The sequence below is a fragment of the Marinobacter manganoxydans MnI7-9 genome (assembly GCF_000235625.1).
Taxonomy (GTDB): domain Bacteria; phylum Pseudomonadota; class Gammaproteobacteria; order Pseudomonadales; family Oleiphilaceae; genus Marinobacter; species Marinobacter manganoxydans.
The window spans coordinates 49747-69710 of the sequence record NZ_AGTR01000081.1 but is presented as its reverse complement, the minus strand read 5'-3'; the positions used below and the strand labels follow the sequence as shown (position 1 = coordinate 69710).

Genomic DNA, 19964 nt, shown 5'->3' with positions numbered 1-19964 from the left:
GCCGTGAGCGCACGCCTGGAATCCCTCGACATTCACCCGCTTCGGAACGATCTCTACAACGAGCTGCACTCAAGGCCGTTCCAGGTGCTACCGACACCGGCGCGGGTTACCCAGATGGCGGTTCTGACAACACCTGAGCAACGGCAGGAACAATTCCGGCACCTGCAGGAACTCCATCGGCTGATGGGGCATCCGGTACCGGAGAACGAGGTGGGCTGCTTTGAACATACCTTCGGTGCCCTGCGGGTGCGTCGCGAGATGCACATGGAATTCGCGTCCTACACCTTTATCAACCTGGCTGCGGGTGAGGAAACACCCTTTAGCGAGACCGGCATTACACCGTTGCCGGAGGGGTGGCTGGAACAGCTGACCGGTACAGTGATTGCGGCATTCCACCTGGAAGTACGGCCGGCCGCTGACGGAACCGAAGGCGACCTGGACTATGTACGCAAGCACTTCGAAGGCATGCGACTGGTCGGGAGCAGTCCCCAGGAGGGTGCCGCCAGGGTGTGGGGCACCTTCCGGCTACACAGTGACGGCTTTGGCCGGTTCATGGTGATGAACCACCACATGTCGGACAGCCAGCTGGGCCGTCTGACCCAGCGCCTGATGGAAATCGAAACCTACCGCCTGATGTCACTGCTGGCACTCCCCGTTGCCCGGGAAATCACACCGTCACTGAACGATATGGATGAAAAACTGGCCGTGATCACCCGGTCACTGGCGGAAAATGAGGATGTGGACGAAGAAAAACTGCTGGCCCAACTGACCAACATTGCGGCCCGTATCGAGGCCTTCCGGGCCCACTCCACGTTCCGTTTCTCTGCCACCCGCGCCTATCACCGGCTGGTACTGACCCGCCTGGAAGAATTGCGGGAAGACGAACTCTCCGGCCACCTGACCCTGACCGAATTCATGACCCGCCGACTGACTCCGGCAGTGAAAACCTGCGAAGCGGTGAGCGAACGGCTGGAAGACCTTTCCCGACGGGTCGACCGGGCCTCGGACATGATGCGCACCCGGGTGGAACTGGCCATCCAGAGCCAGAACCAGCAATTGCTCAGTTCCATGGACCGGCGCTCCAAGATCCAGTTGATGATGCAGCATACGGTGGAAGGCTTCTCGGTGGTGGCCATCACCTATTACCTGATCGGCCTGCTCAAATTCGGGCTGGATTCGGTTTACGAAGCCGGTGTTGTCTTCAACAAGACCCTGGTTCTGGGCATCGCCATTCCGGTGGTAATGACCCTGGTGTTTCTCGGGGTTCGGGTGGTCCACCATCACTTCATCAAGATGGCAAAACGGCAGTAGCTACTTCAGCCTGCCGAGATCCTGCTCGCCGGCAAACTGCCGGTAAAACTGCTGGGCCGTGCGACCATTGCGTACGCCCTTGGCAGTGGCGAAGCGGATCGCCTCCCGATGCAGGCCTTCCCGGTCATCAAAGTCGGGGAACAGCGCGTCCACCGCCTGCAGGTACACAGCCTGCGAAAACGCATAGAACGAAAGCTGAAGACCGAACCGGTCCGCCAGGGACACCTGCTCTTCGATGGCTTCGGCCGGGTGCAGCTCACCGTCGCGCATTTCGCTCTTGAGGTTATCGGACATGAACTCCGGCATCAGATGACGGCGGTTGGAGGTGGCATACACCCTTACATTCTCCGGGGGCAGTTCCAGGGAACCTTCCAGTACACTTTTCAGGGCCTTGTAGCTGGACTCACCAACGTCAAACGACAGGTCGTCGCAGAAGATCACAAACCGGAACGGCAGCTCGCAGATCTCATCGACAATTTCCGGCAGGTTGACCAGATCATCCTTGTCCACCTCGATCATCCGCAGCCCACGCTCCTGGTAGCGGTTCAACAGCGCCTTGATCAGCGACGACTTGCCGGTGCCGCGTGAGCCCCAGAGCAACGCGTTGTTGGAGGGTTCACCGGCCAGAAACCGTTCGGTATTGCGGGCCAGAGCCTGCTGCTGTCGGTCGATGCCCTTCAGATCCTGCCATTGCACCGGATCGAGCCGTCGGATGGCGCGCAGCCCCGACCGATGCCGACGCCAGACAGCCGCCGGTGTGGATTGCCAGTCAAACGATGTTGTCGCGGACATAAACCTCTTTCCTATTCCGAACCGGGCCAGCCTGTGAAACACTGGCACCGTAAAAACCTTGATAACAGGAGACTTTACCCCAAATGGCCGTAAAATCCGTCGCTTTGGTGGCACACGACAACAAGAAAAAGGAACTGGTGGACTGGGTTGCCGAAAACCGCACCCGATTTGCCCCGCTGAAACTCTACGCCACCGGCACCACGGGCCGGCTGCTTCGGGATAACCTGGAGCGGGACGATATCCATTGCCTGCTAAGCGGTCCGCTGGGCGGCGACCAGCAAATCGGCGCCAAGATCGCCGAGGGCGAAATCGACCTGCTGGTGTTCTTCTGGGACCCTCTGGAACCTCAACCCCATGACCCGGACATCAAGGCACTGCTGCGCATTGCCGCGCTCTGGAACATTCCCGTGGCCTGCAACCGCGCAACTGCCGAATTCATTCTTACCTCGGCGTACATGACAGACGACCAGCATCATCCGAAAAAGCCGGACTTCTCCGATTACACCGGCCGCCCAGTGAGCACCTGAGTAATGTTCAATCGAGTCGGTTAAGGCTACACTTAAGTCGAAGCAGTAAAGGATCGCCGGCTCGCCGATGAAGACTCCCGCTACTCACAAAGAAACTCGATACCGGAGCGTGGCCGCGACAGTCCTCTGGGCCCTTTGCCTTTTGCTCGCATCCCCACTGGCGATGTCCGAACAGGCCGACGACACCGTGACTGTCGGCATCGTGGGCGACAACAAACCCTTCTCGTTCGACGATGGTCCCGGCGCCTCCGGTTTTTCTGTTGATGTGCTTCGCGAGGTCGCCCGAAATGCCGATCTGAACTTCCGATTTCGCGCTGGCAGCTGGCCGGAAATCTACGATGCATTTTTGCGGGGCGAGCTTGATGTTATCGACGGCATCTCGTTCAGTGCGGAGCGGGCAGAAAACATCCTGTTCACAGAGCCCTACCACCTTCGCCAGACCTATCTGATGCACAACAACCAGAGGCCACTGGGGGACATCCGCACCCTCTCGGATCTGAAGGGACTTCGGGTAGGTATAGTGCGCGACGTCTACTATCGCGAAGCACTCGATGCACAGGGTGTATCCCTGACGAGCTATGATTCGGTCCACAGCCTCATTCGCGCTCTGGCATTTGGTTGGGTGGATGTCATTATCGGGCCGCGGCTGACGCTGCATTATTATGCCAACCAGGCCGGGTTCGGTTTTCTTGAGATTGCCGGCACCGCCCCCCTCGGTGATCTGGCGACCGAAGATTTTCGAATTGGTGTTCTGAAAGCCAAGAGCGAGCTGTACCAGAGGATTTCCTCTGGCCTGGAGCAGGTTCCGGCGAAACGCATCAACGAACTGCTTCAGCGTTGGCAGGAACTGGGAGGCAATAGCTTAGCCCGGGGCACCAGCTTTTCGTTGGGACCAGATCAAAAGGAATTCATCTCCGAAACCGGCCCCGTGCGCGTTGGTCTGATGCGGGATTACGCACCTTACAGTTTCGAGAGCGCAACTCGAATTCACGGTTTGAGCGTAGACGTGCTGAGCCGGATATCCGATCTGACCGGGCTGCAGGTAATACCGGTCGAGGGCCAGTGGATAGAGCTACTCCCACTATTCCGCGATGGCGAGATTGACGTGTTGGCTAACATGTCTTTCCGGCCTGATCGTCAGGCCTTCACCCGATTTACCCAGCCCTACCACACCATACCCAACGTCGCCTTTACCCGGGATCCCGCGTTAAGAATTCAAAGCCTGGAAGACCTGAAGGACCAACGCGTTGCTCTCGGCTCCGGCATTTACTACGAAGAGCCTGTTACCCAGGCCCTCGGCAACAACGCCCGGATTTTTACGACCCAGGATGCCATGTTCCAGGCTCTGGCCAGAGACGAAGTGGATGTTGTACTCGCTGCTCTTCCCAACGGCAACTTCTGGATCCGGGAGCTGGGCATACCAGGCGTCAGAATCGCGGGAGAGCTGGTTATCGAGGGACAGTCCGGGGAAGACCTCCGGTTTGGCGTCAGGCCCGGTCTCGCGCCCCTGGCAGACATACTCGATCAGGCGCTGGCTGCAATTTCCCCCGAAGAGATGCACACCATCGAAAGCCGCTGGCTGGGCGCGAGCGTAGACCTGGAGCTACAGGAAACGGGTGAGGTTTCCCTGAATGCGGTTGAACTGGCGTGGCTCAAGGTCCACGACAACCAGTTGAACATGTGTATTGATCCGAACTGGCTCCCGCTCGAAGGCATAGACGAAGAGGGCAACCACGCAGGCTTATCCGCAGAAGTGGCCCGATTATTCTCCTCACGGGCACCGGTTCGGTTCGAGCTGGTGCGCACCGACAGCTGGACCGAATCGATCGGAGCAGCCCGGCAGGGCAAATGCGACATTTTCACCATGGCCATGAAAACTCCGGAGCGGTCAGAATTCCTGAACTTTACCGAACCCTATCTCGAGGTACCGACAGTTGTGCTTGGCCGGATTGAAGCCCCCTTCATTGAGCGGGTCGGGGACTTGCGCGGACAAAGAGTCGGCGTTGTCAAAGACTATGCCTTCGCAGAATTGCTTCAGAGTCGCTACCCCTCCCTCAATCTGATCGAGGTTGCCAACGAGCAGATGGGCCTACGTAAACTACAGAACCATGACCTGGACGGCTATATTACAACTCTGGCAACAGCCAGCTATTACATGCAGGAGCTGGGCCTTGCGGATGTGAAAGTCATCGGCCGCATTCCGGCAGACTGGTCGCTTTCAGTCGCCACACGGAAAGACGAGCCTGTCGTCCTGGGAATCATGCAAAAACTGGTATCCAGCCTGACCGCGCAGGAACGCAAAGATCTCGAGAGGCAGTGGCGCAACATCCGTCTCAAGCAGTCCGTTGATTACACGCTGATCTGGCAGCTTTCAATCGCAGCCATATTGATTGCTCTGCTTCTGGTTTACTGGAACCGCAAGCTGAACCGGCTCAACAAAAACCTGACCGACGCCAACGAGACACTCGCGCGGCTCAGCGTGACAGACGACCTCACCAGACTGGGCAACCGAAGCTACTTTGATCAGGAATTCCGAAAGAGCTTTCAGTGGTGCCAGCGCCACCATTCTGGCTTCGCAGTGGCCATGGTGGATGCCGACCACTTCAAAAGGATCAACGACAATTACGGCCATGAAGCGGGCGACATCTGCCTGCAAACACTGGCAGAGCTTATGCGCAAACATTTCCGGCGGGAAACCGACCGGCTCTCGCGCTTCGGTGGCGAAGAGTTTGTTATTTTCGCCAGCTATGATGACAGTACCGAAATTCGTAACCGGCTGGAATCCTTCCGCAAACACGTCGAAAAAAGCTGCTCGGTATGCGGAGAACACAACGTTCACCTCACCATCAGCATTGGCCTTGCCACTGGCGTACCGGGCCCCGACGACTCGCCAGCAGAGTTTCTCAGACAGGCAGACCAGGCGCTCTACCAGGCCAAGCAGAACGGTCGCAACCGGCTGGAAGCGCGCTCAGTGGGTTCCTGAGTGGTGCTAGACTGAATAAAAACAAAGTAACAAGGAGAACGCCATGGCTCGCATCTACGAGGACAATTCCCTGTCCATCGGCAATACCCCACTGGTCAGACTGAACCGCGTGAACGACGGCGCCACGATCTGGGCCAAGATTGAGGGCCGAAACCCGGCCTATTCCGTTAAGTGCCGGATCGGCTCTGCCATGATCTGGGACGCCGAGAAGCGCGGTACCCTGAAGGCGGGCATGACTATTGTGGAACCCACCAGCGGCAATACCGGGATCGCCCTGGCCTACGTGGCAGCCGCCCGGGGCTACAAACTGATCCTTACCATGCCCGCTTCCATGAGTCTTGAGCGTCGCAAGGTCTTGAAGGCACTGGGAGCAGAACTGGTGCTGACCGAACCTGCCAAAGGCATGCCGGGTGCCATCGCCAAGGCCGAAGAGATCTTCTCGTCAGACCCGGATAACTATTTCCTGCCCCAGCAGTTCCAGAACCCGGCCAACCCCCGAATCCACGAGGACACCACCGGCCCGGAAATCTGGGAAGACACTGATGGTGAAATCGATATCTTCGTGGCGGGCGTGGGCACCGGTGGCACGCTGACCGGCGTTTCCCGCTACATCAAAGGCACCAAGGGCAAACAGATCGCCACCATTGCCGTCGAGCCTACCGACTCACCGGTGATCACCCAGATGATGAACGGCGAAGACATCAAGCCGGCGCCCCACAAGATCCAGGGCATCGGTGCGGGCTTCGTGCCCAAGAATCTGGATCTGGAAATGGTTGACCAGGTGGAGACGGTTACCAACGAAGACGCCATGGACATGGCCCATCGGCTGATGCAGGAAGAGGGCATTCTCTGCGGCATTTCCTGCGGCGCAGCGGTGGCGGCTGCGGTACGCATCAGCAAGCAGCCGGAGTACCAGGGCAAGAACATCGTGGTGGTGCTGCCGGATACCGCCGAGCGTTATCTTTCCACAGCGTTATTCGCCGGCCAGTTTGGCGAGCAGGAAAACGTTCAGTAAAAGAGAAAGGCGCAGCCCCGCGCTGCGCCCTGCACTCATCAGAACTGATGTTTCAGGCCGACCCGACCGGTATCAAACTCCGGACCGCTGTTGGTTACCTGGCCGTTGAAGTCCTCTTTATCAATGTCGACGTTGTAGCGATTGTATTCCGCGAATGCCGTCAGCGCGGGCGTTACCCGGAAATCCACACCGGCGCCGACAAAGGGCGATACTTCATCGTAGGTTTCACTTGCGTTGAATGCATCAACATCAAACGCAGACGCAAACGCGCCGGCCTTACCATAGACGCCGAAGCTATCGGTCAGAGGCAGACGGCCAACAGCGCTCAGGCCAAAGCCTTTCAGCTTGCCTTCAACCTCGTCCTCGCCAAAGTTGCCGAAATCAATGTATTCGGCCTCCAGGGCAAAAAACGGATTGAACTGGTAGCCGACAGCGGCGCCAAGCAGATCGTTTTCATCCTCGAACTCGCCGCCGTGTGATTTGTAGCCACCGTAACTGCCGCTGACATAGGGGCCTGACTGGTCCCTCTCCGCGTTGCTCTGAGCTAAAGCGACGGGCGCAGTAACAAGCGAGGCTGTGAACAGTGCGGCGCTGGTAATACGGATTGCGGAATTCATAGGGCGTTCCTCCTAATGAGTTCAAATATCCTTTCATTCCATGGAAATCGAAAGTTGCCTTTCAATTACCTGAACTCACCCTACTAGGAATTCCTGCCCTACCGGGTTAAACCCGGACTAAGATCCCGTAATCCGCAATTAACCTCGAAAAAACAACAACTTTGACTTATTGAGGGGTATTAGAATCTGGCTTGGTTTCACTCTCGTTCTCGGGAGTCTTATATGCAACGACCCGGTCGGGGTCAGACGACTCGGCCCGTTTCATCAGCACCATGCCACCTTCCATCAGCAATGATTTGAGCCTGGGATCCTTCTGCTCTGCGATACCCACTGCGAACGCCATCAACGCGGCCTCCAGGGGATTGGCTTTGATCAGATTGCGAATGGCATCGATACCTAAACCTGATTGCGCCTCTACCCCTTTTTGCCGTTTTCTGGAGGAAACCGGCCGTGTCAGGCGGTAGAAGACAAGCGCAAGGAAGAGAATGCAATCAGAACTGGCTGAGCCATAACACCACATTGGTGACTTCTTTGCGGAATTTAGCCGCCACGAATATCAGGCGCTAGGAACTGCTCAGATTCGCGGAGTAGCCGCCGTACTTCAGCGCCTGCCAGACCACATAACGATCGGATGTCATCCAGCTTCTTTTCGATAATGACCAGGTTGCCGTCTTTGTCGAGAACAAGTGAATCTCGGCGTCCACGGGTATCTTCAAAACCGTCGAACTCTTTCTGGATAATCGGAAGCTCTTCGCCGAAGGCTTCGGGAGCGTTTTCGAGCCATTCCTGACAGTGATTTCGCTCTAAAATCTTGCATTCTGAGAAGTTACCGCCATTGGTGTTATGCGGTTGGCTTCTGAGTCAATTTTGTACATTTGTTACTTCTGAGCCAAAAAGTCCGCCAATAAACGCTGACACAACTTCTTCGGTGAAATCGCCGCACGTGTTGCCCGAATCCCTAGTCAGGTTGGCAATCAGATCCTTACTGAGCAGGCGTCGCAGGACTTTCATCGTTGATTTGTTGGCAATCTGTGCCGTTTCCTTGCCGAGCAACTGAGCGCCCGCAAGTCTCGTATCCCAGCCGTAGGCTTCGAGGATGCTTTCATGCTGTTCGAAAAGCCGGTCCATCTGGCCAGGAATATTTTCATAGTTGGATGCCAGATAAGCGATATCGGCCGCGTCTTTGCGTCTTGTTTGCGCATCTCTTTCGGACCAGGCCACCAGTTTCAGAAGGGCCAATCCCTGAGGACTGGCAACAGGCAACTCCAGCTCTGACTCTGACTCTGACTCTGACTCTGCTGCTATCATCAACCAGTCGGCGTTATTCAGGGCATCCTGAAAACCGACCACGCTCATTTGCACTTCGCCAGAAGGCGGCCATTGAATAACTGAATCGTCACTTTCAACAGCTCCAAAAGGAAGAATGTCGATGGGTGCGCCGTTCGGGCCGTGCAAACGATGAGGGAGATCGGTTTTGGTATAACCTTTGCCAATCAAACTATCGCGGATGCGTTCAAAATCAGCCCAATCCGGGACCTGAACGGCAAGATCGATATCCATTGTTGCCCGTTGAATGGGTGCTCCATAGGCGTGATGCATTACCAGATCACGGGCGGAGGCGCCGACAATGATGAATGGCACATCCTGATCCACGGCGACACACTTGATGGCTCCGTAGGTCTTCAATTGAGTCGGATCAATATTCTTGGAATCGATCTTTAATCTGGGCATAAAGCCGCTCCGCTGCTTCCAGGTTACGCGAGTCGCCGGTCATCAGGAGGTCAGCATAGACAAGAATATCTGGGGCAATCCCAGGAGTTTGGTTTACGTTGAGTGAATCAGCGAGCCAGAATTTCTCGTTGATCTGCAATGTCTCGGACGTATTGGGTGAATTGCCCGGGCTTTTACGAAGCCTATATTCCATCACCAAGCTTTTCAGCTTTTCTCGGGGCAGATAAATAGTCCCCTGGGCAGGCGACAGATAGTTGCCCAGCCGAGAGACGGCAACTTCCCCGCCCCAACACCCACCCAGAAGCTCCGGCCGGATTTTCTTCCACGGCATCGCAGAGGTTGCCTGAAATAGCCCCATGTCCAACTCGGGTAGCAGTTTTTCCGGGTAGGACTCGGCCCAGCGATCAAGCAGCCCCATAGGGTTCTCAAGTGACCTTGCGCCCTTCTTTCCATGTTCTCGAACATAGCCCTTGTCTTTCAGGTCATTCAGAACCCAGCCGATGGCTCCGAGGGAAACACCGCTGACTTCTGCCATTTTTCGATAAGTTTCACCGACCAGATGAGGGTCCATTAGAAAACTGAAAATCAGCTTTAAACCAGATGAATTAAAGGCTCGGGAGGTTTTCCTTGCTGATGCATGAACCGGCCTTTTGCGATTACCTTTTACGAAGATGAAGAATGTCTTTTCGTTCAGATAAGCATTGCCGGCGGCGTCAATGAACTGTGCGCCGGCTTCTCGAAGGCGGTCTGCCATATTCGGGTTTACGTAATCAGCGACCAGCAATGCGGGCGGCGGCATTCGCCGTAGCTGAGCGACAATAGTGCCTATATTCGCCTGCTGCGCCCAGCGCTTCAGCTCAACGCTGTACTGGATGCCCGTATCGCCCAGTTCAAGAATGAGGCCATCAGAGCAGGGCATCACTTCACTCTCGACAGTAGGGTGTAAGTCTAAACCTGTCTCTTGATGGAACGCGCGGATTGCCTGGCTTAGAAATGCGCGCTCGTTGATTGATGGTTTCATAGCCTCTCCAACATTATGTTCACAAAATAGCACTGTTCATTAATAATGAACAAGACTTTTAAGTGAACAAGAGCTCAGGAGCGCTATTGTCTGTCCTCCGGAGAAACAGGCCATAGATTCACATTCTCTCCGGGGGGCCAACTTGGCGCTGCGCCGTCCCTACCTCAATGCTTAGACAACCCCATACAATTGGCATAGAAGGTCGTTGTCGCCGGCCAATCCGAGAAAACCCCAATCACACCTACCTCACGGGCCAGAACATCGATCACGGTGAGCACGTCGCCGTCGTTGTTAATGGCATCGGTCACCGTCTGGTAATACCAGCCGCCGCCCTTTTCCAGCGGACCGCTGCGCTCAACGGTCCAGGCAATCAGGTCCAGGCCGGCTTCGCGCGCATTCTCCGCGTACCGGGACGGAACGATTTGCCTCTGGCTGTCCAGAGTCAGCAGCTTCCAGAGCGCCGGCGCCAGAATGTTCACACCCCTACTTTTAAGGTAAGCCATATAGGTTGCGGACGCGTTCACAAGGGTAGACTCAGATTGGTCGAGGAAGACTGCTTGCCGACCAAATTCCGGCATCTCGTCTACCCAGAAAAGAACGTCCTTCAAATTGAAGGACTGGGGCCAGACGTCTTCCGGCTGCACACCGGCATCGATGTAATCCTGGATCATTTGGCGGGCATAGTCTTGCTGGCTGTAATCCCCCTCAAAGGGCATAGCAACCACCGGTGATTTCAATTCCGGAGTGAACTTCGCGCCCAGAGCCCTGAACAACTCGATGCTCTCCTGATGAGTCATCAAGGTGCCCCGGCTGGAGTAGAGATCAGTGCGCCAGTCTGCGGTGCCAGCCAGGTATTCCTCCGGCGTGGTTGCCATTGGGTTGTGGGCATCCATCTTGCCCTCCAGTGACTTGAACTCGGCCAGAGTGATATCGCTGGTGCGACACTCGGCCTGTGCCGGCGTGCCCGTGGCAGGATCGGCGGGCACAAAAGGCTGGGTACACTTGGCGTTCAATGCAGGGACGGCAACGATATTGGTGGTGGTATGAAGGTCGTCCTGGGCATGTCGGCAAACCAGTTCCCGATCCCTGGTGAAGGCGACATCACATTCCAGAATACCCGCACCCATGCGCGCTGCCGCAATGTAGGATTCACGGGTATGTTCGGGAAACTGCAGGGGCGCGCCACGATGGCCGATGGAGAAATCCGTTTTCTCGACAGTGTCGGTATTGCAGGCTTGCAGGCGCTCTTTGAGCGGACTGTCGTCCATTGCACCAACCAGCCAGAAAGGCCGTGGTCCCAGATGGACCGAGGGCTCCGACTGTTCAGGCGCCAGCGCAATTGATTGCGGGGAGAGCTCTTCAACGGTCGCCGCTTGTACCAGGGAAAGTACCGAGCACAGCACCAGCCCCGAAAGGATCCGTAACATCATAACCTCCTCCTTGTGAGACCGATGATACCCTATCAACAGTCTCCCCAAGGAGGATTACGGCCAATTGACAGCCGATGCTGGATTATCTGGCAGGTTGCCCTCAGCTAGCCGCCGAAGCCTCATACTCGCGAATCATGGCAAACAACTGGTCCTTCAGATTCAGCCGCTTCTTTTTGAGGTTTTCCAGATACTCATCGGAGGTGTTTTCAGCGCCCGTTTCAACGCGATGAACGGCATGGTCCACTTCATGATATTCGTCAAACAGCTTGGCGAAGTGAGTGCTGTTGGTTTTCAAAAGATGAATGGCTTCTTTGGATTCCGGCAGTTCGTGAATCAGATCGTGTTTTTCGAGGGACATTCGCGCAGTCTCCATGACTGTGGGGGATGAGATGTATTTGACTCATTCCAGTGTATGGCTAGCTGCGCTTGCCAGTCTTGACCCCCGTCAAGCGCCAGTGAGCCTGTGCGCTCAATTACCGCGCAGGTTCATCATTCCGGATACGGAGAAAGCTGGCAAAGCGAGGCAGCCCCGTGGCTGTGAGGCCATAGTGCTTGAATGTGATCGTGGTTCCGGGTCTCGGAGGAGACGCTCGCTCGGAATCGCTGAACCCCGTACCAATCCGGAATCGCCTGCCATCGTCCAACTCCACCAGCAGTGACCCCATCAGCCCCTCGTATTTGCCCTTTCCCGGCAGATGATGAACAACCACCGCTTCGGCATCCTGATACTGTTTTACTTTCAGTAGATCATCGGAGCGCCCACTTCGGTAATGACTGGACCCCAGCTTCAACATCAAACCCTCTGCGCCGCCGTCGACGATCTTATCCAAACGCTGCATCAGTTTCTCATGGGTGCTCGCCCGTTGCTGATCGACAAGCGCCATGTAGGGTGATTCAACCTCTTGGATTAATACACGCAGCCGGGCCAAACGTTGGTCGAAGGTTGCCTCCTTATCCGGAAGATCAAACACCATGAACCGAATCCGCCGCCAATCGTTGTCATCGGGCACCACCTGACGCACCGCCCCTGACAATTCCGCAAAACGGCCCCGCCCCATCCAGAGCTCACCGTCCAGGGGACGTGCCGGAAACCCTCTGGTGAACCAACCGGGTGCCCGATACTCATGACCGCCACGGGAAAGAAATCGCTCGCCAGTCCAGTATGCTCGCACCCCGTCGAGCTTTTCACTGAACCAGTAGCCGTCCAGCGGCATGCCCTTTTGATACACGTTGGCGAGTGTCAGCTCGGGCTGTTTCGCTACCGCCACGGGGGAAAACAGAAGGGAAATCAGCACCGGCAGCGCGGCGCTGAACAATCGAAACGGCATGGCAATTCCTTTGCTCTCAGTTGCTTTTTCCTACAGAGGTCAGACTTTCCTTTCCGCCCCTGGTCAGCATCCGCGTATTAGTCGTTTCCGCAGGTGCTCCTCACCTTTTCCCGGAAATCCTCACGAATACGGGTATTCTCGGCCTCATTGACATAAATCCGCTCGCCCTGATCGTTGATGTTGTAGAAGGTCGAAACGCTGGCAAGAAACTTGAGGCGCGCCCGAAGCTTTCTGCACAGCTCGGCTTGCTTCTCCGCCTTCTCCTCGGCTTTGGCATTGGCAGCCTGCCGCGTCTCACGCTCTTCCTGCTGCTGCTCCAGAAACTCGGTCATCTTCTGATGCCGCTCCCGGGCTCCCGCATCCACGCTGGCCGGGGCGGCCTTTACCGTAACTTCACTTGATGCTGCCTGAGCTGGTGGACGGTCCCCGAAATGGGTCTGACCGTTGGCATCGACCCATTTGTAGACGCCGGCGTTTGTGGAGAGGGGAATAAGGCAGAGGAGCATTAGAGCGATTTTTACAGACACCGCGAATTCCTTTTCAATGGCTAGTAGTAATTGGCTTTACCGAAAATGGCTTCAATTTCCTTCGGCCATTTGTATTTAAAGGGGGTAAAATTCCACCAAATAATACTCGGAACAAATAAAATGACCCCCAAACACTCAACAATTTTGATCCCAATTGATTTCTTTTTCAGATCCTCTTTATAGAAATCGTAATTAACCCAGGCAAGATTATCGAAGTCCTCTCTAGTGGTTCCTTCATCATAATACCTGACAATAAAATTCCATTTCTGGTAAATACGTTCTTCTTTAAAACCGGAAGATATTTTTTTCCGCTGCAGGGGCATCTTTGGGGGCTTTCCACAAAAGTAATGCTTTTCCCGCATAAAAAGGTGGGCGTAGTACTGTCGTTCCCATACAACCCCGGAGCCTAAATATTGCCAGTTGTAAGAAAAGGTCACTTCCAATTCGTCCCAAGGAATCCGGTAGAACGTCCCTCTATGCCCTACGTAAACAAATCCTTCCTTTCGGTCGATCCGGACGGGCAACGTGAGGGGAAGAAAAATTTCGAACACATAGACGGCCACCCAGACTGGCCCAAAAGCAATCAACATCGCAAACAGTGCTTTTGAATAAAAAAAGCTAATAACCCAACCCAATACCATAACAATAATCATGAAAATATTGATGATTGCTGGCAAGCCTGAGCGAAGAGACATTAAGGCAGTGCGAATGTCCACGAAACGTTCACCGATGCAGGCAAAACTGTGCTCCATCTTTTCCGACGAATCGGACACCCCCCTCACTTTTCGTGCCGGCGGACTAGCAAGCCGCGCTCCGTGGGTTCGGTACAGCTTCTTTTCCAGTTGTTGTTCCAGGTTCGTGTCCGGAAAATCACACTTCAAAGGCAAGTCTTTCATCGATACCCAGTTCCTCTACATCGTTGTTATCCAGAATGACTCTAAGCCCGTTTTCACCCGTTACGCTCCTGCCGTCTTTCTCATACTCGATCAGCATTTCGAGCTGTTCCCAATTGTCGTGATTGTAGTGCGTGAACCGATACATTAAGCCCTGCGAAGTGGAGTCTATCCTCGCTGTTCTATTAAACAGATCTGTGATTTCCCTCGACTCGTTCTCCACTAACCAGTTTCTATTAGCCACGAAAAGCTTGATGGAGACAGCGCAGTTACCTTCAATGTAACCTGGAAAATACACGATGAGACTGGTGAATTCTGATAGAACTCGCTGCTCACCCTGTTGGGTTACCGCCCAATGCTTGGGCATGTACTCAGTTATCTTTACCAGGGGGGAGAACAGCAAATAGTAGAATCCATCCAGTTCCGCTTCGAAATATCGCCTGACATCGACACCCTCACCCTGAGAAACAATGGTTCGGCTATCTTCCAGAAGCTCTGCGCTTGATGGCCTGGATTGCTCATCCCAGTACCGCAATGTAGGCGCGTTACCCCAGAATGACAGTGAAATGAAATCCTCGATCCTAGATCGGGCTATATATAGCTGTACCATACTGATGACGAAAGAGATCGCGACCAGTACTGAACCCACCACAAGCACAACGGGTAAACCCGCCCCGGTAACGGCGCCCGCTACTGCCAAAGACGCCAGGTAAGTGATGCCGATACTCAGCCCAATCTGGACCCCGGATAGCGACGCCATTGCGTAATGGCCTGTGTTCAGAGCCTTGTGGCTCGTCCAGCCTTCCAGACCTATTGACAGTATGACACCGACGTAAGGAAGGGGCTTTAGGCTGATTCTCGCAAGACTCACCGTAATATCTGCGACCTTGCTAACAAACCTTAGCCCATTAAAAGCCACCGAAACCCTGGCACCAGCCGCAGAGAGACTTGCCCCCAAGGCTCTGGCATATTCCTCCTTGACTAATACTCCACTGAGATTAACAACGCCCTCGCCGACGCTCCATAGGCCGGACAAAACAGCCCCCCACCGGTCAATAGCTGTCCTATCGCCAATCATCACGTCCTTCCGAGTCTTATCCAACCCAGAAAACAGGTTTGCCAGATTAATCGCGTGGAAGAAAGTCACGGCGCCGATGAACTTGCCCCTATTCTGCTTGATGCTTTCAACTACCGGGTCCAGACGGGTATGAAGCCAGCCAAAGGGGTTGTCCTTGAAGTCCGGGGTCAGGTGGAATACGTCGATCAGTGCCCTGTTCAGGTAGGCCCTGATACGTGCATCCGCCATTCCGGCGGCCAGGGGTGTCATTGCAAGTTCTGAGAGATTATGGCCGGCCCCTTCCAATGATTTACGGTGGACCTCGTGGAGCAAGTCGGCCGCGGTATTCAATGTTATTCCGTGTCGGTGGACATCAATGCCATAACGTCGCTGGACGGCCCTGGTCCACTTTCTCCACTGCGGCCAAGTTTGAGGGTCTTTCGCCCAGGTGCCCATCTTGGCAGCGGGAGCGGCAAATTCCAGCATCAGAGTATCGGTGGCGGTGCTCACCTGCACATAGGCAGGCATATCGAAGATACTATCCACGATCTTTAGGCTGCCATAGTCAAAGCCGGGCAGGCCTTTCAGTTTTTCGGTCATGCCGTTGGTAGCAGATGCGAGGAACAGGACGGTTTTTAACATGTTCCCAACCGTACCCGCGTCGCCCTCATCAGCAGCTAACCAATTTTCAGAGTCTTCCTTACCTTTCTCCGAACTGACGTAGCCATCCAATATATCTGCCAGTTCCTGCTCAACCGCCTTGAACCCTTCGGCGCAGTAACAGTCGTTGAGCTCCAGCTTCCTGGCCAGTTGGTCAGAATCAATCCATCGCTTCCAATCATCGAATACCAATGTTCGAGCGTGGTCATACTTTTCAAGCTGCTTGTGGTAGCTTTCGACGAATGCGTCTTTTTCCTCTGAACGAACTCGTTCTTTAAGTTCCTCAGCAGTTTCCTGCTGGTCCTCAGGCGATTCCTTTTTGCCAGCCTCACGGGCAATGAGCGCATCTACCATCTGGGCGGTTGTATAGGCGTATGCGTTCTCCTCGGCATAGTTCGTAATCAGATTCACATAAAGAGCATGCAATTGACTCAAATCAGATGTGATACCGATTTCGTCTTCAAGAGCAACGCAGTAAGAAAATTCAGTTTCTTTTTTGCATTGGCCCTGCAAATCCGATTCACCGATTCCATGCATTAAGGTGGTCAGACTCCATTCAAAATCCAACGGTTCTGATCGAAAATCTTCAACCACCTCGCTTATCGCTTCAGTTTCACTGATATTAACGGCCTCACCTCTTCCAGGTAGGCTTCGCAAGTCGAACGGCTGCATGTGCTCTTCGCGAATTTCCGCATCCGTGCGTACAAGTTCCTGCAAACGGGAAGTCCATCGATGCTGCACAAACTTAAGAAAAACTTTTCCTTCCGCAGGGTGATGTAAGGCGGGCAAAGCGCTTTCTGCGTCCACAGCGGAAAAAAGAACCGAGTTGAACCCCGGCTGCACTTCTGTCAACTCGCCTTGTTCGTCAACACGATACTCATGCAGCGTTCCGAATACTTCGGAGAACATATACACCCAACCGGGCGTTAGTTTTCGTACACAGTAATGCGTGGTTTCAAGCGCAACGGTGGGCGGTCGGAAGTGAGGGGGCAGCGCTACTTCTTCCTGACTGATCGCCCAACGTACCGGATACAACGCAACGGTTTTGAACTGGAGCGGGCACATCTGTGCCGCTGAGTCTATGTCATCAGCACCCTGTATAAACGCTGAGCTGTTAGCGCTACCCATGAACCAGTCCCTCCGTTGACTTTTTCTCGGCGAATTCTGCAATTCGCGCTATGGCTTTGCCTGGCGCTGCGGAATTCTCTTTCCACAGAAGCTGTACTTCACTGTCGTCGAATGCCTGGTGTCCAAGCCAGCCAATCGTATTGATAAACAGCGCAATATCTCGGGTACTACAGAGTCCCCGCGCTTTCGCCGCATCGACTAAAGCAGAGACCATCCCCCAATCCTTCCCATCTGTATCCGTTTTGTGAAGCAAATGGGGAAAGTAGTTTGCAACGTGAAGTTCGAGTTTCCTGAGGGCCGTCCGTTCCGCCGCTCTTTCCATGGCAACCTGGTGTTCCTCACGAATGCTTAACCTCTCAGCCTGCCGCTCACTACTGGGCTGATCATTATGAAAATACTCCCACTCACCAGTGCGGCGATCCTGAATGGCAAACAGACTACAAGGCCCCATCAATCGCCTCACATTTTCACCTGACGAATCCAGCTTCAACAGGTGCCGCGCGATTTCAGGATCATAAAACCGGAAAACAACCTCATCTCCCGTGACCAACCTCGCCATAAGCAATCCACGCAAGTGTTGCATGACCTCTTCGAAGTGGCAGTCAGCCCGCAATACGATGGCAACACCCTGATGTTTCCAATCATTGAAGCATTTAAGTGTCAGCGAGCTATCTATTCCCGTTTCAACCAGCCACGGTGAAACTTCCAATAGGTCGGCAAGCTCCGTTTGCCTGTAGAGCGCATCACAATGAGGTGTTTCGATCTCACGATAAATAACTTGGGGCAGATTATTTACTTTGGCGCCATCAATAAGAATGAACGTCTTCCCCTCACCGGGAAGTCCAGCCAGATGCCCCATCAGATCGCACCTTGTGATTCTGGTGAGCAGACCTGGCAAATTCCCTTACCCTGATTCGCGGCATTCTTGATGGCGCGCATCTGGTCGGACTTGGCCATCGGTCTTTGCTGTGTCTCCGGCAGGGCCACCGGCGCAACAGCCCCCCCATTCTTCTCCACCAACCCCGGCATCTCCGGCACCTGAACCTTCTGCCCACTCCCCTTACCCGGCGAACCTCCGGCATTCAGCTTGATGGCAGCGCCACCCATAGCCACACCGCTGGGGTCGATCTTCACGAAACTGCCACCGGCCTTGAGGGTGATTTCCGCACCGGCTTCAATAACGGTTTTCTGGCCGGCCTTGATGTGCAGTTCGGTGCCACAGTCGGTTAGCCAAGCCGTGCCGGCTTTCAGGTGCAACGTACCAGTGACGTTGAAACTACGGTCTTTGCCGGTTTTCTCCCGTTTTTCACCGTTCACCGTGGCGTGGTCACTGCCTTTGATGTGGGCCTTGCGGTCGTTGCCCACGGTCAGGTGGCGATCGTTCCTGATGACTTCAGTGCGGTTGTTCTCCGTGATCAGGGCCAGTTCTTTCTGGGCGTGAACGTAGATCTGTTCTTCGCCGGCTTCGTCTTCAAACCGAAGCTCGTTACTGCCCTCGCCCTTGTGGGTTTTGGTTTTCAGGGTGGTGCGGGTTTTGTGTTCCGGCAGCGAATACGGCGGTGTGTTGGTGGCGTGCCAAGTCCGGCCGGTGATGATCGGCTGGTCCGGATCGCCGTCCAGGAAGGAAACGATCACTTCATGGCCGATCCTCGGCAGTGCGGTGAATCCATACTGGCCGCCGGCCCACTCCTGGCTAACCCGAAGCAAGGCACTGCTGTGTTCATTGTTGGCCCCATAACGATCCCAGGGAAAACGCACTTTCACCCGGCCATATTGGTCGCAATGGATTTCTTCGCCTTCCGGGCCGGTAACCACCGCCATCTGGGGCCCATCCATCAGGGGTTTGTGTTCACACAGCGCCCGCCAGCTCCGGTCTGCAGGAATGGCGTTAAAGTGGTTGCCATAGCGCGTCGGTTCGCTGCCACCCTCTTCTTCCAGGGCCTGTGGTTGTGAGCCGGTGTGGGTGACCGCCGTGAGCAGCCAGTCGTGGTTCATGGCTTCATTGTCGTGGTCGGTTAGCGGCACCCTGGCACCAGCTGCGAAATCCGGGCGATTGCTCTCGCCAAAGGCTGTGCTGGCGTCGCTGCGCAGTGCCGCAAGCCTGGCTTCAGTGAACGGCCGACCACTGGCGTCCTGCTTGAATCGGCCAGGGTAGTCGTAGTGCTGGTAGTCCACCCGGTGGAGGATCTGGTCGCCAGCTTGTTCATGCATCAGGGCGTAAGCCGGGTTTTTGAAGGTGTAATCCTTCATGGCGACCGATGCGGGGCGTACTCGCTCCCGGTACGCAAACCGGAACACACAGGGCGTTCGGGCACTCCCTCCTGCTTTTCCGTTGTATGGGGCAGCCTCAAGCCTGGGCGAATCGCGATGATGATCGGCAAAAATCAGTGCAGGTGGCTCCTGGCCATCAAGGCCGCCATGCTGGTAGCGATAGTGCCAGCCTTCCTCCGCAGCCAGACGTTCAACAAAGGCCAGATCACTTTCCCGGTGCTGGACGCAGTATTCCCGCTCCTCGGGGCCGCGTTTAAGATCAAAAACGGTATCGACGATCCCCCGCTCCTCCAGCAGGGTACGCACAATCTCATCCGTGCCCCGGTTCTGGAAAATACGGCTGTTGTGCATCAGCGCCAGGCGCCAGAGCGGTGGCCGGAAAACCAGTTCGTAGCGGGTACGCCGATGGCCGGAATCGCCGCGGGCAAATTCGCTGACCACGCCGGTAAAGCGACGCAGCGGCATCCCGTCCTGCCAGACCACCAGATCCACCGGTTGCTCCAGCACATTCGAGGCGCCAACAGACGGATCGGTACTGGCCAGGTCAAGGCGTCCCTGGAACAGCTCGGACAGCCGTTCTGTCAGTGCAAAACCAACAACGGAAAAGTGGTCAGAGGAGTATTCGCCAATGGTGGCGGTGAATTGCAGTCCGCTTGCCTGGGGCATGTCTTCG

Annotated in this window: 17 protein-coding genes; 4 read left to right on the top strand and 13 right to left on the bottom strand. The window is 55.2% G+C overall.

Annotation, left to right across the window (positions count from 1 at the left end; all coding sequences use genetic code 11):
- Nucleotides 1–3 precede the first annotated feature (3 nt).
- Nucleotides 4–1311 carry a DUF3422 family protein gene (locus KYE_RS16795; RefSeq protein WP_008175769.1) on the top strand — a complete coding sequence of 436 codons (1308 nt, stop codon included), beginning with the start codon at nucleotides 4–6 and terminating at the stop codon, nucleotides 1309–1311.
- Here KYE_RS16795 and KYE_RS16790 read toward each other — a convergent pair whose 3' ends face one another.
- Entirely contained in the window at nucleotides 1312–2103 is a 792-nt protein-coding gene (locus KYE_RS16790; RefSeq protein ID WP_008175767.1) for an ATP-binding protein, read from the bottom strand.
- Nucleotides 2104–2186: 83 nt separating this feature from the next.
- On the opposite strand from KYE_RS16790, the gene KYE_RS16785 reads away from it, so the two are divergent.
- The 3 genes from KYE_RS16785 to cysK all read left to right on the top strand — a co-directional run bounded on the left by KYE_RS16785 (nucleotide 2187) and on the right by cysK (nucleotide 6628).
- Nucleotides 2187–2630, top strand: a complete 444-nt coding sequence (locus KYE_RS16785) for a methylglyoxal synthase (protein WP_008175765.1) — start codon at nucleotides 2187–2189, stop codon at nucleotides 2628–2630.
- A gap of 109 nt (nucleotides 2631–2739) precedes the next feature.
- A complete protein-coding gene (locus KYE_RS16780) occupies nucleotides 2740–5613 on the top strand; it encodes a transporter substrate-binding domain-containing protein (RefSeq protein ID WP_227497865.1) in 2874 nt (957 codons plus the stop codon).
- Between the two features lie 43 nt (nucleotides 5614–5656).
- On the top strand, nucleotides 5657–6628 hold the full coding sequence (gene cysK, locus KYE_RS16775) for a cysteine synthase A (RefSeq protein WP_008175762.1): 972 nt from the start codon (nucleotides 5657–5659) through the stop codon (nucleotides 6626–6628).
- A gap of 38 nt (nucleotides 6629–6666) precedes the next feature.
- On the opposite strand, the gene KYE_RS16770 is transcribed toward cysK, so the two are convergent.
- The 12 genes from KYE_RS16770 to KYE_RS16715 form a co-directional block, all read right to left on the bottom strand.
- Entirely contained in the window at nucleotides 6667–7245 is a 579-nt protein-coding gene (locus KYE_RS16770) for a porin family protein (protein ID WP_008175760.1), read from the bottom strand.
- A gap of 166 nt (nucleotides 7246–7411) precedes the next feature.
- Nucleotides 7412–7765: a hypothetical protein gene (locus KYE_RS16765; protein WP_008175757.1), complete on the bottom strand. Its 354-nt coding sequence runs from the start codon at nucleotides 7763–7765 to the stop codon at nucleotides 7412–7414.
- 341 nt (nucleotides 7766–8106) lie between these two features.
- Complete coding sequence (locus KYE_RS16760; protein WP_008175754.1) at nucleotides 8107–8976, bottom strand: nucleotidyl transferase AbiEii/AbiGii toxin family protein; 870 nt, start codon at nucleotides 8974–8976, stop codon at nucleotides 8107–8109.
- Nucleotides 8942–9997: a type IV toxin-antitoxin system AbiEi family antitoxin gene (locus KYE_RS16755; RefSeq protein ID WP_039882122.1), complete on the bottom strand. Its 1056-nt coding sequence runs from the start codon at nucleotides 9995–9997 to the stop codon at nucleotides 8942–8944. Before KYE_RS16755 ends, KYE_RS16760 begins: the two co-directional genes overlap by 35 nt.
- 164 nt (nucleotides 9998–10161) lie before the next feature.
- Nucleotides 10162–11427, bottom strand: coding sequence for a glycerophosphodiester phosphodiesterase family protein (locus KYE_RS16750; RefSeq protein WP_008175750.1), 1266 nt, complete (start codon nucleotides 11425–11427; stop codon nucleotides 10162–10164).
- 100 nt (nucleotides 11428–11527) lie between these two features.
- Nucleotides 11528–11785, bottom strand: coding sequence for a YdcH family protein (locus tag KYE_RS16745; RefSeq protein WP_008175748.1), 258 nt, complete (start codon nucleotides 11783–11785; stop codon nucleotides 11528–11530).
- A gap of 115 nt (nucleotides 11786–11900) precedes the next feature.
- Nucleotides 11901–12755 carry a DNA ligase gene (locus KYE_RS16740; protein WP_008175746.1) on the bottom strand — a complete coding sequence of 285 codons (855 nt, stop codon included), beginning with the start codon at nucleotides 12753–12755 and terminating at the stop codon, nucleotides 11901–11903.
- Nucleotides 12756–12832: 77 nt separating this feature from the next.
- Nucleotides 12833–13282, bottom strand: a complete 450-nt coding sequence (locus tag KYE_RS16735) for a DUF4124 domain-containing protein (RefSeq protein ID WP_227497864.1) — start codon at nucleotides 13280–13282, stop codon at nucleotides 12833–12835.
- 20 nt (nucleotides 13283–13302) lie between these two features.
- On the bottom strand, nucleotides 13303–14178 hold the full coding sequence (locus tag KYE_RS16730; RefSeq protein WP_008175742.1) for a hypothetical protein: 876 nt from the start codon (nucleotides 14176–14178) through the stop codon (nucleotides 13303–13305).
- Nucleotides 14153–17020, bottom strand: coding sequence for a toxin VasX (locus KYE_RS16725; RefSeq protein ID WP_008175741.1), 2868 nt, complete (start codon nucleotides 17018–17020; stop codon nucleotides 14153–14155). Before KYE_RS16725 ends, KYE_RS16730 begins: the two co-directional genes overlap by 26 nt.
- Nucleotides 17013–17879, bottom strand: a complete 867-nt coding sequence (locus KYE_RS16720) for a DUF4123 domain-containing protein (RefSeq protein WP_008175739.1) — start codon at nucleotides 17877–17879, stop codon at nucleotides 17013–17015. The genes KYE_RS16725 and KYE_RS16720 overlap by 8 nt, the downstream gene beginning before the upstream one ends.
- On the bottom strand, nucleotides 17879–19957 hold the full coding sequence (locus KYE_RS16715) for a type VI secretion system Vgr family protein (RefSeq protein WP_008175737.1): 2079 nt from the start codon (nucleotides 19955–19957) through the stop codon (nucleotides 17879–17881). Before KYE_RS16715 ends, KYE_RS16720 begins: the two co-directional genes overlap by 1 nt.
- Nucleotides 19958–19964: the final 7 nt, after the last annotated feature.

Coding starts and splice junctions, on each gene's coding strand:
- KYE_RS16745 (WP_008175748.1), bottom strand. CDS start 11,785: ATGTCCCTCGAAAAACACGATCTGATTCACGAACTGCCGGAATCCAAA.
- KYE_RS16750 (WP_008175750.1), bottom strand. CDS start 11,427: ATGATGTTACGGATCCTTTCGGGGCTGGTGCTGTGCTCGGTACTTTCC.
- KYE_RS16760 (WP_008175754.1), bottom strand. CDS start 8,976: ATGCCCAGATTAAAGATCGATTCCAAGAATATTGATCCGACTCAATTG.
- KYE_RS16730 (WP_008175742.1), bottom strand. CDS start 14,178: ATGAAAGACTTGCCTTTGAAGTGTGATTTTCCGGACACGAACCTGGAA.
- KYE_RS16715 (WP_008175737.1), bottom strand. CDS start 19,957: ATGCCCCAGGCAAGCGGACTGCAATTCACCGCCACCATTGGCGAATAC.
- KYE_RS16725 (WP_008175741.1), bottom strand. CDS start 17,020: ATGGGTAGCGCTAACAGCTCAGCGTTTATACAGGGTGCTGATGACATA.
- KYE_RS16790 (WP_008175767.1), bottom strand. CDS start 2,103: ATGTCCGCGACAACATCGTTTGACTGGCAATCCACACCGGCGGCTGTC.
- KYE_RS16765 (WP_008175757.1), bottom strand. CDS start 7,765: ATGTGGTGTTATGGCTCAGCCAGTTCTGATTGCATTCTCTTCCTTGCG.
- KYE_RS16720 (WP_008175739.1), bottom strand. CDS start 17,879: ATGGGGCATCTGGCTGGACTTCCCGGTGAGGGGAAGACGTTCATTCTT.
- KYE_RS16770 (WP_008175760.1), bottom strand. CDS start 7,245: ATGAATTCCGCAATCCGTATTACCAGCGCCGCACTGTTCACAGCCTCG.
- KYE_RS16755 (WP_039882122.1), bottom strand. CDS start 9,997: ATGAAACCATCAATCAACGAGCGCGCATTTCTAAGCCAGGCAATCCGC.
- cysK (WP_008175762.1), top strand. CDS start 5,657: ATGGCTCGCATCTACGAGGACAATTCCCTGTCCATCGGCAATACCCCA.
- KYE_RS16785 (WP_008175765.1), top strand. CDS start 2,187: ATGGCCGTAAAATCCGTCGCTTTGGTGGCACACGACAACAAGAAAAAG.
- KYE_RS16740 (WP_008175746.1), bottom strand. CDS start 12,755: ATGCCGTTTCGATTGTTCAGCGCCGCGCTGCCGGTGCTGATTTCCCTT.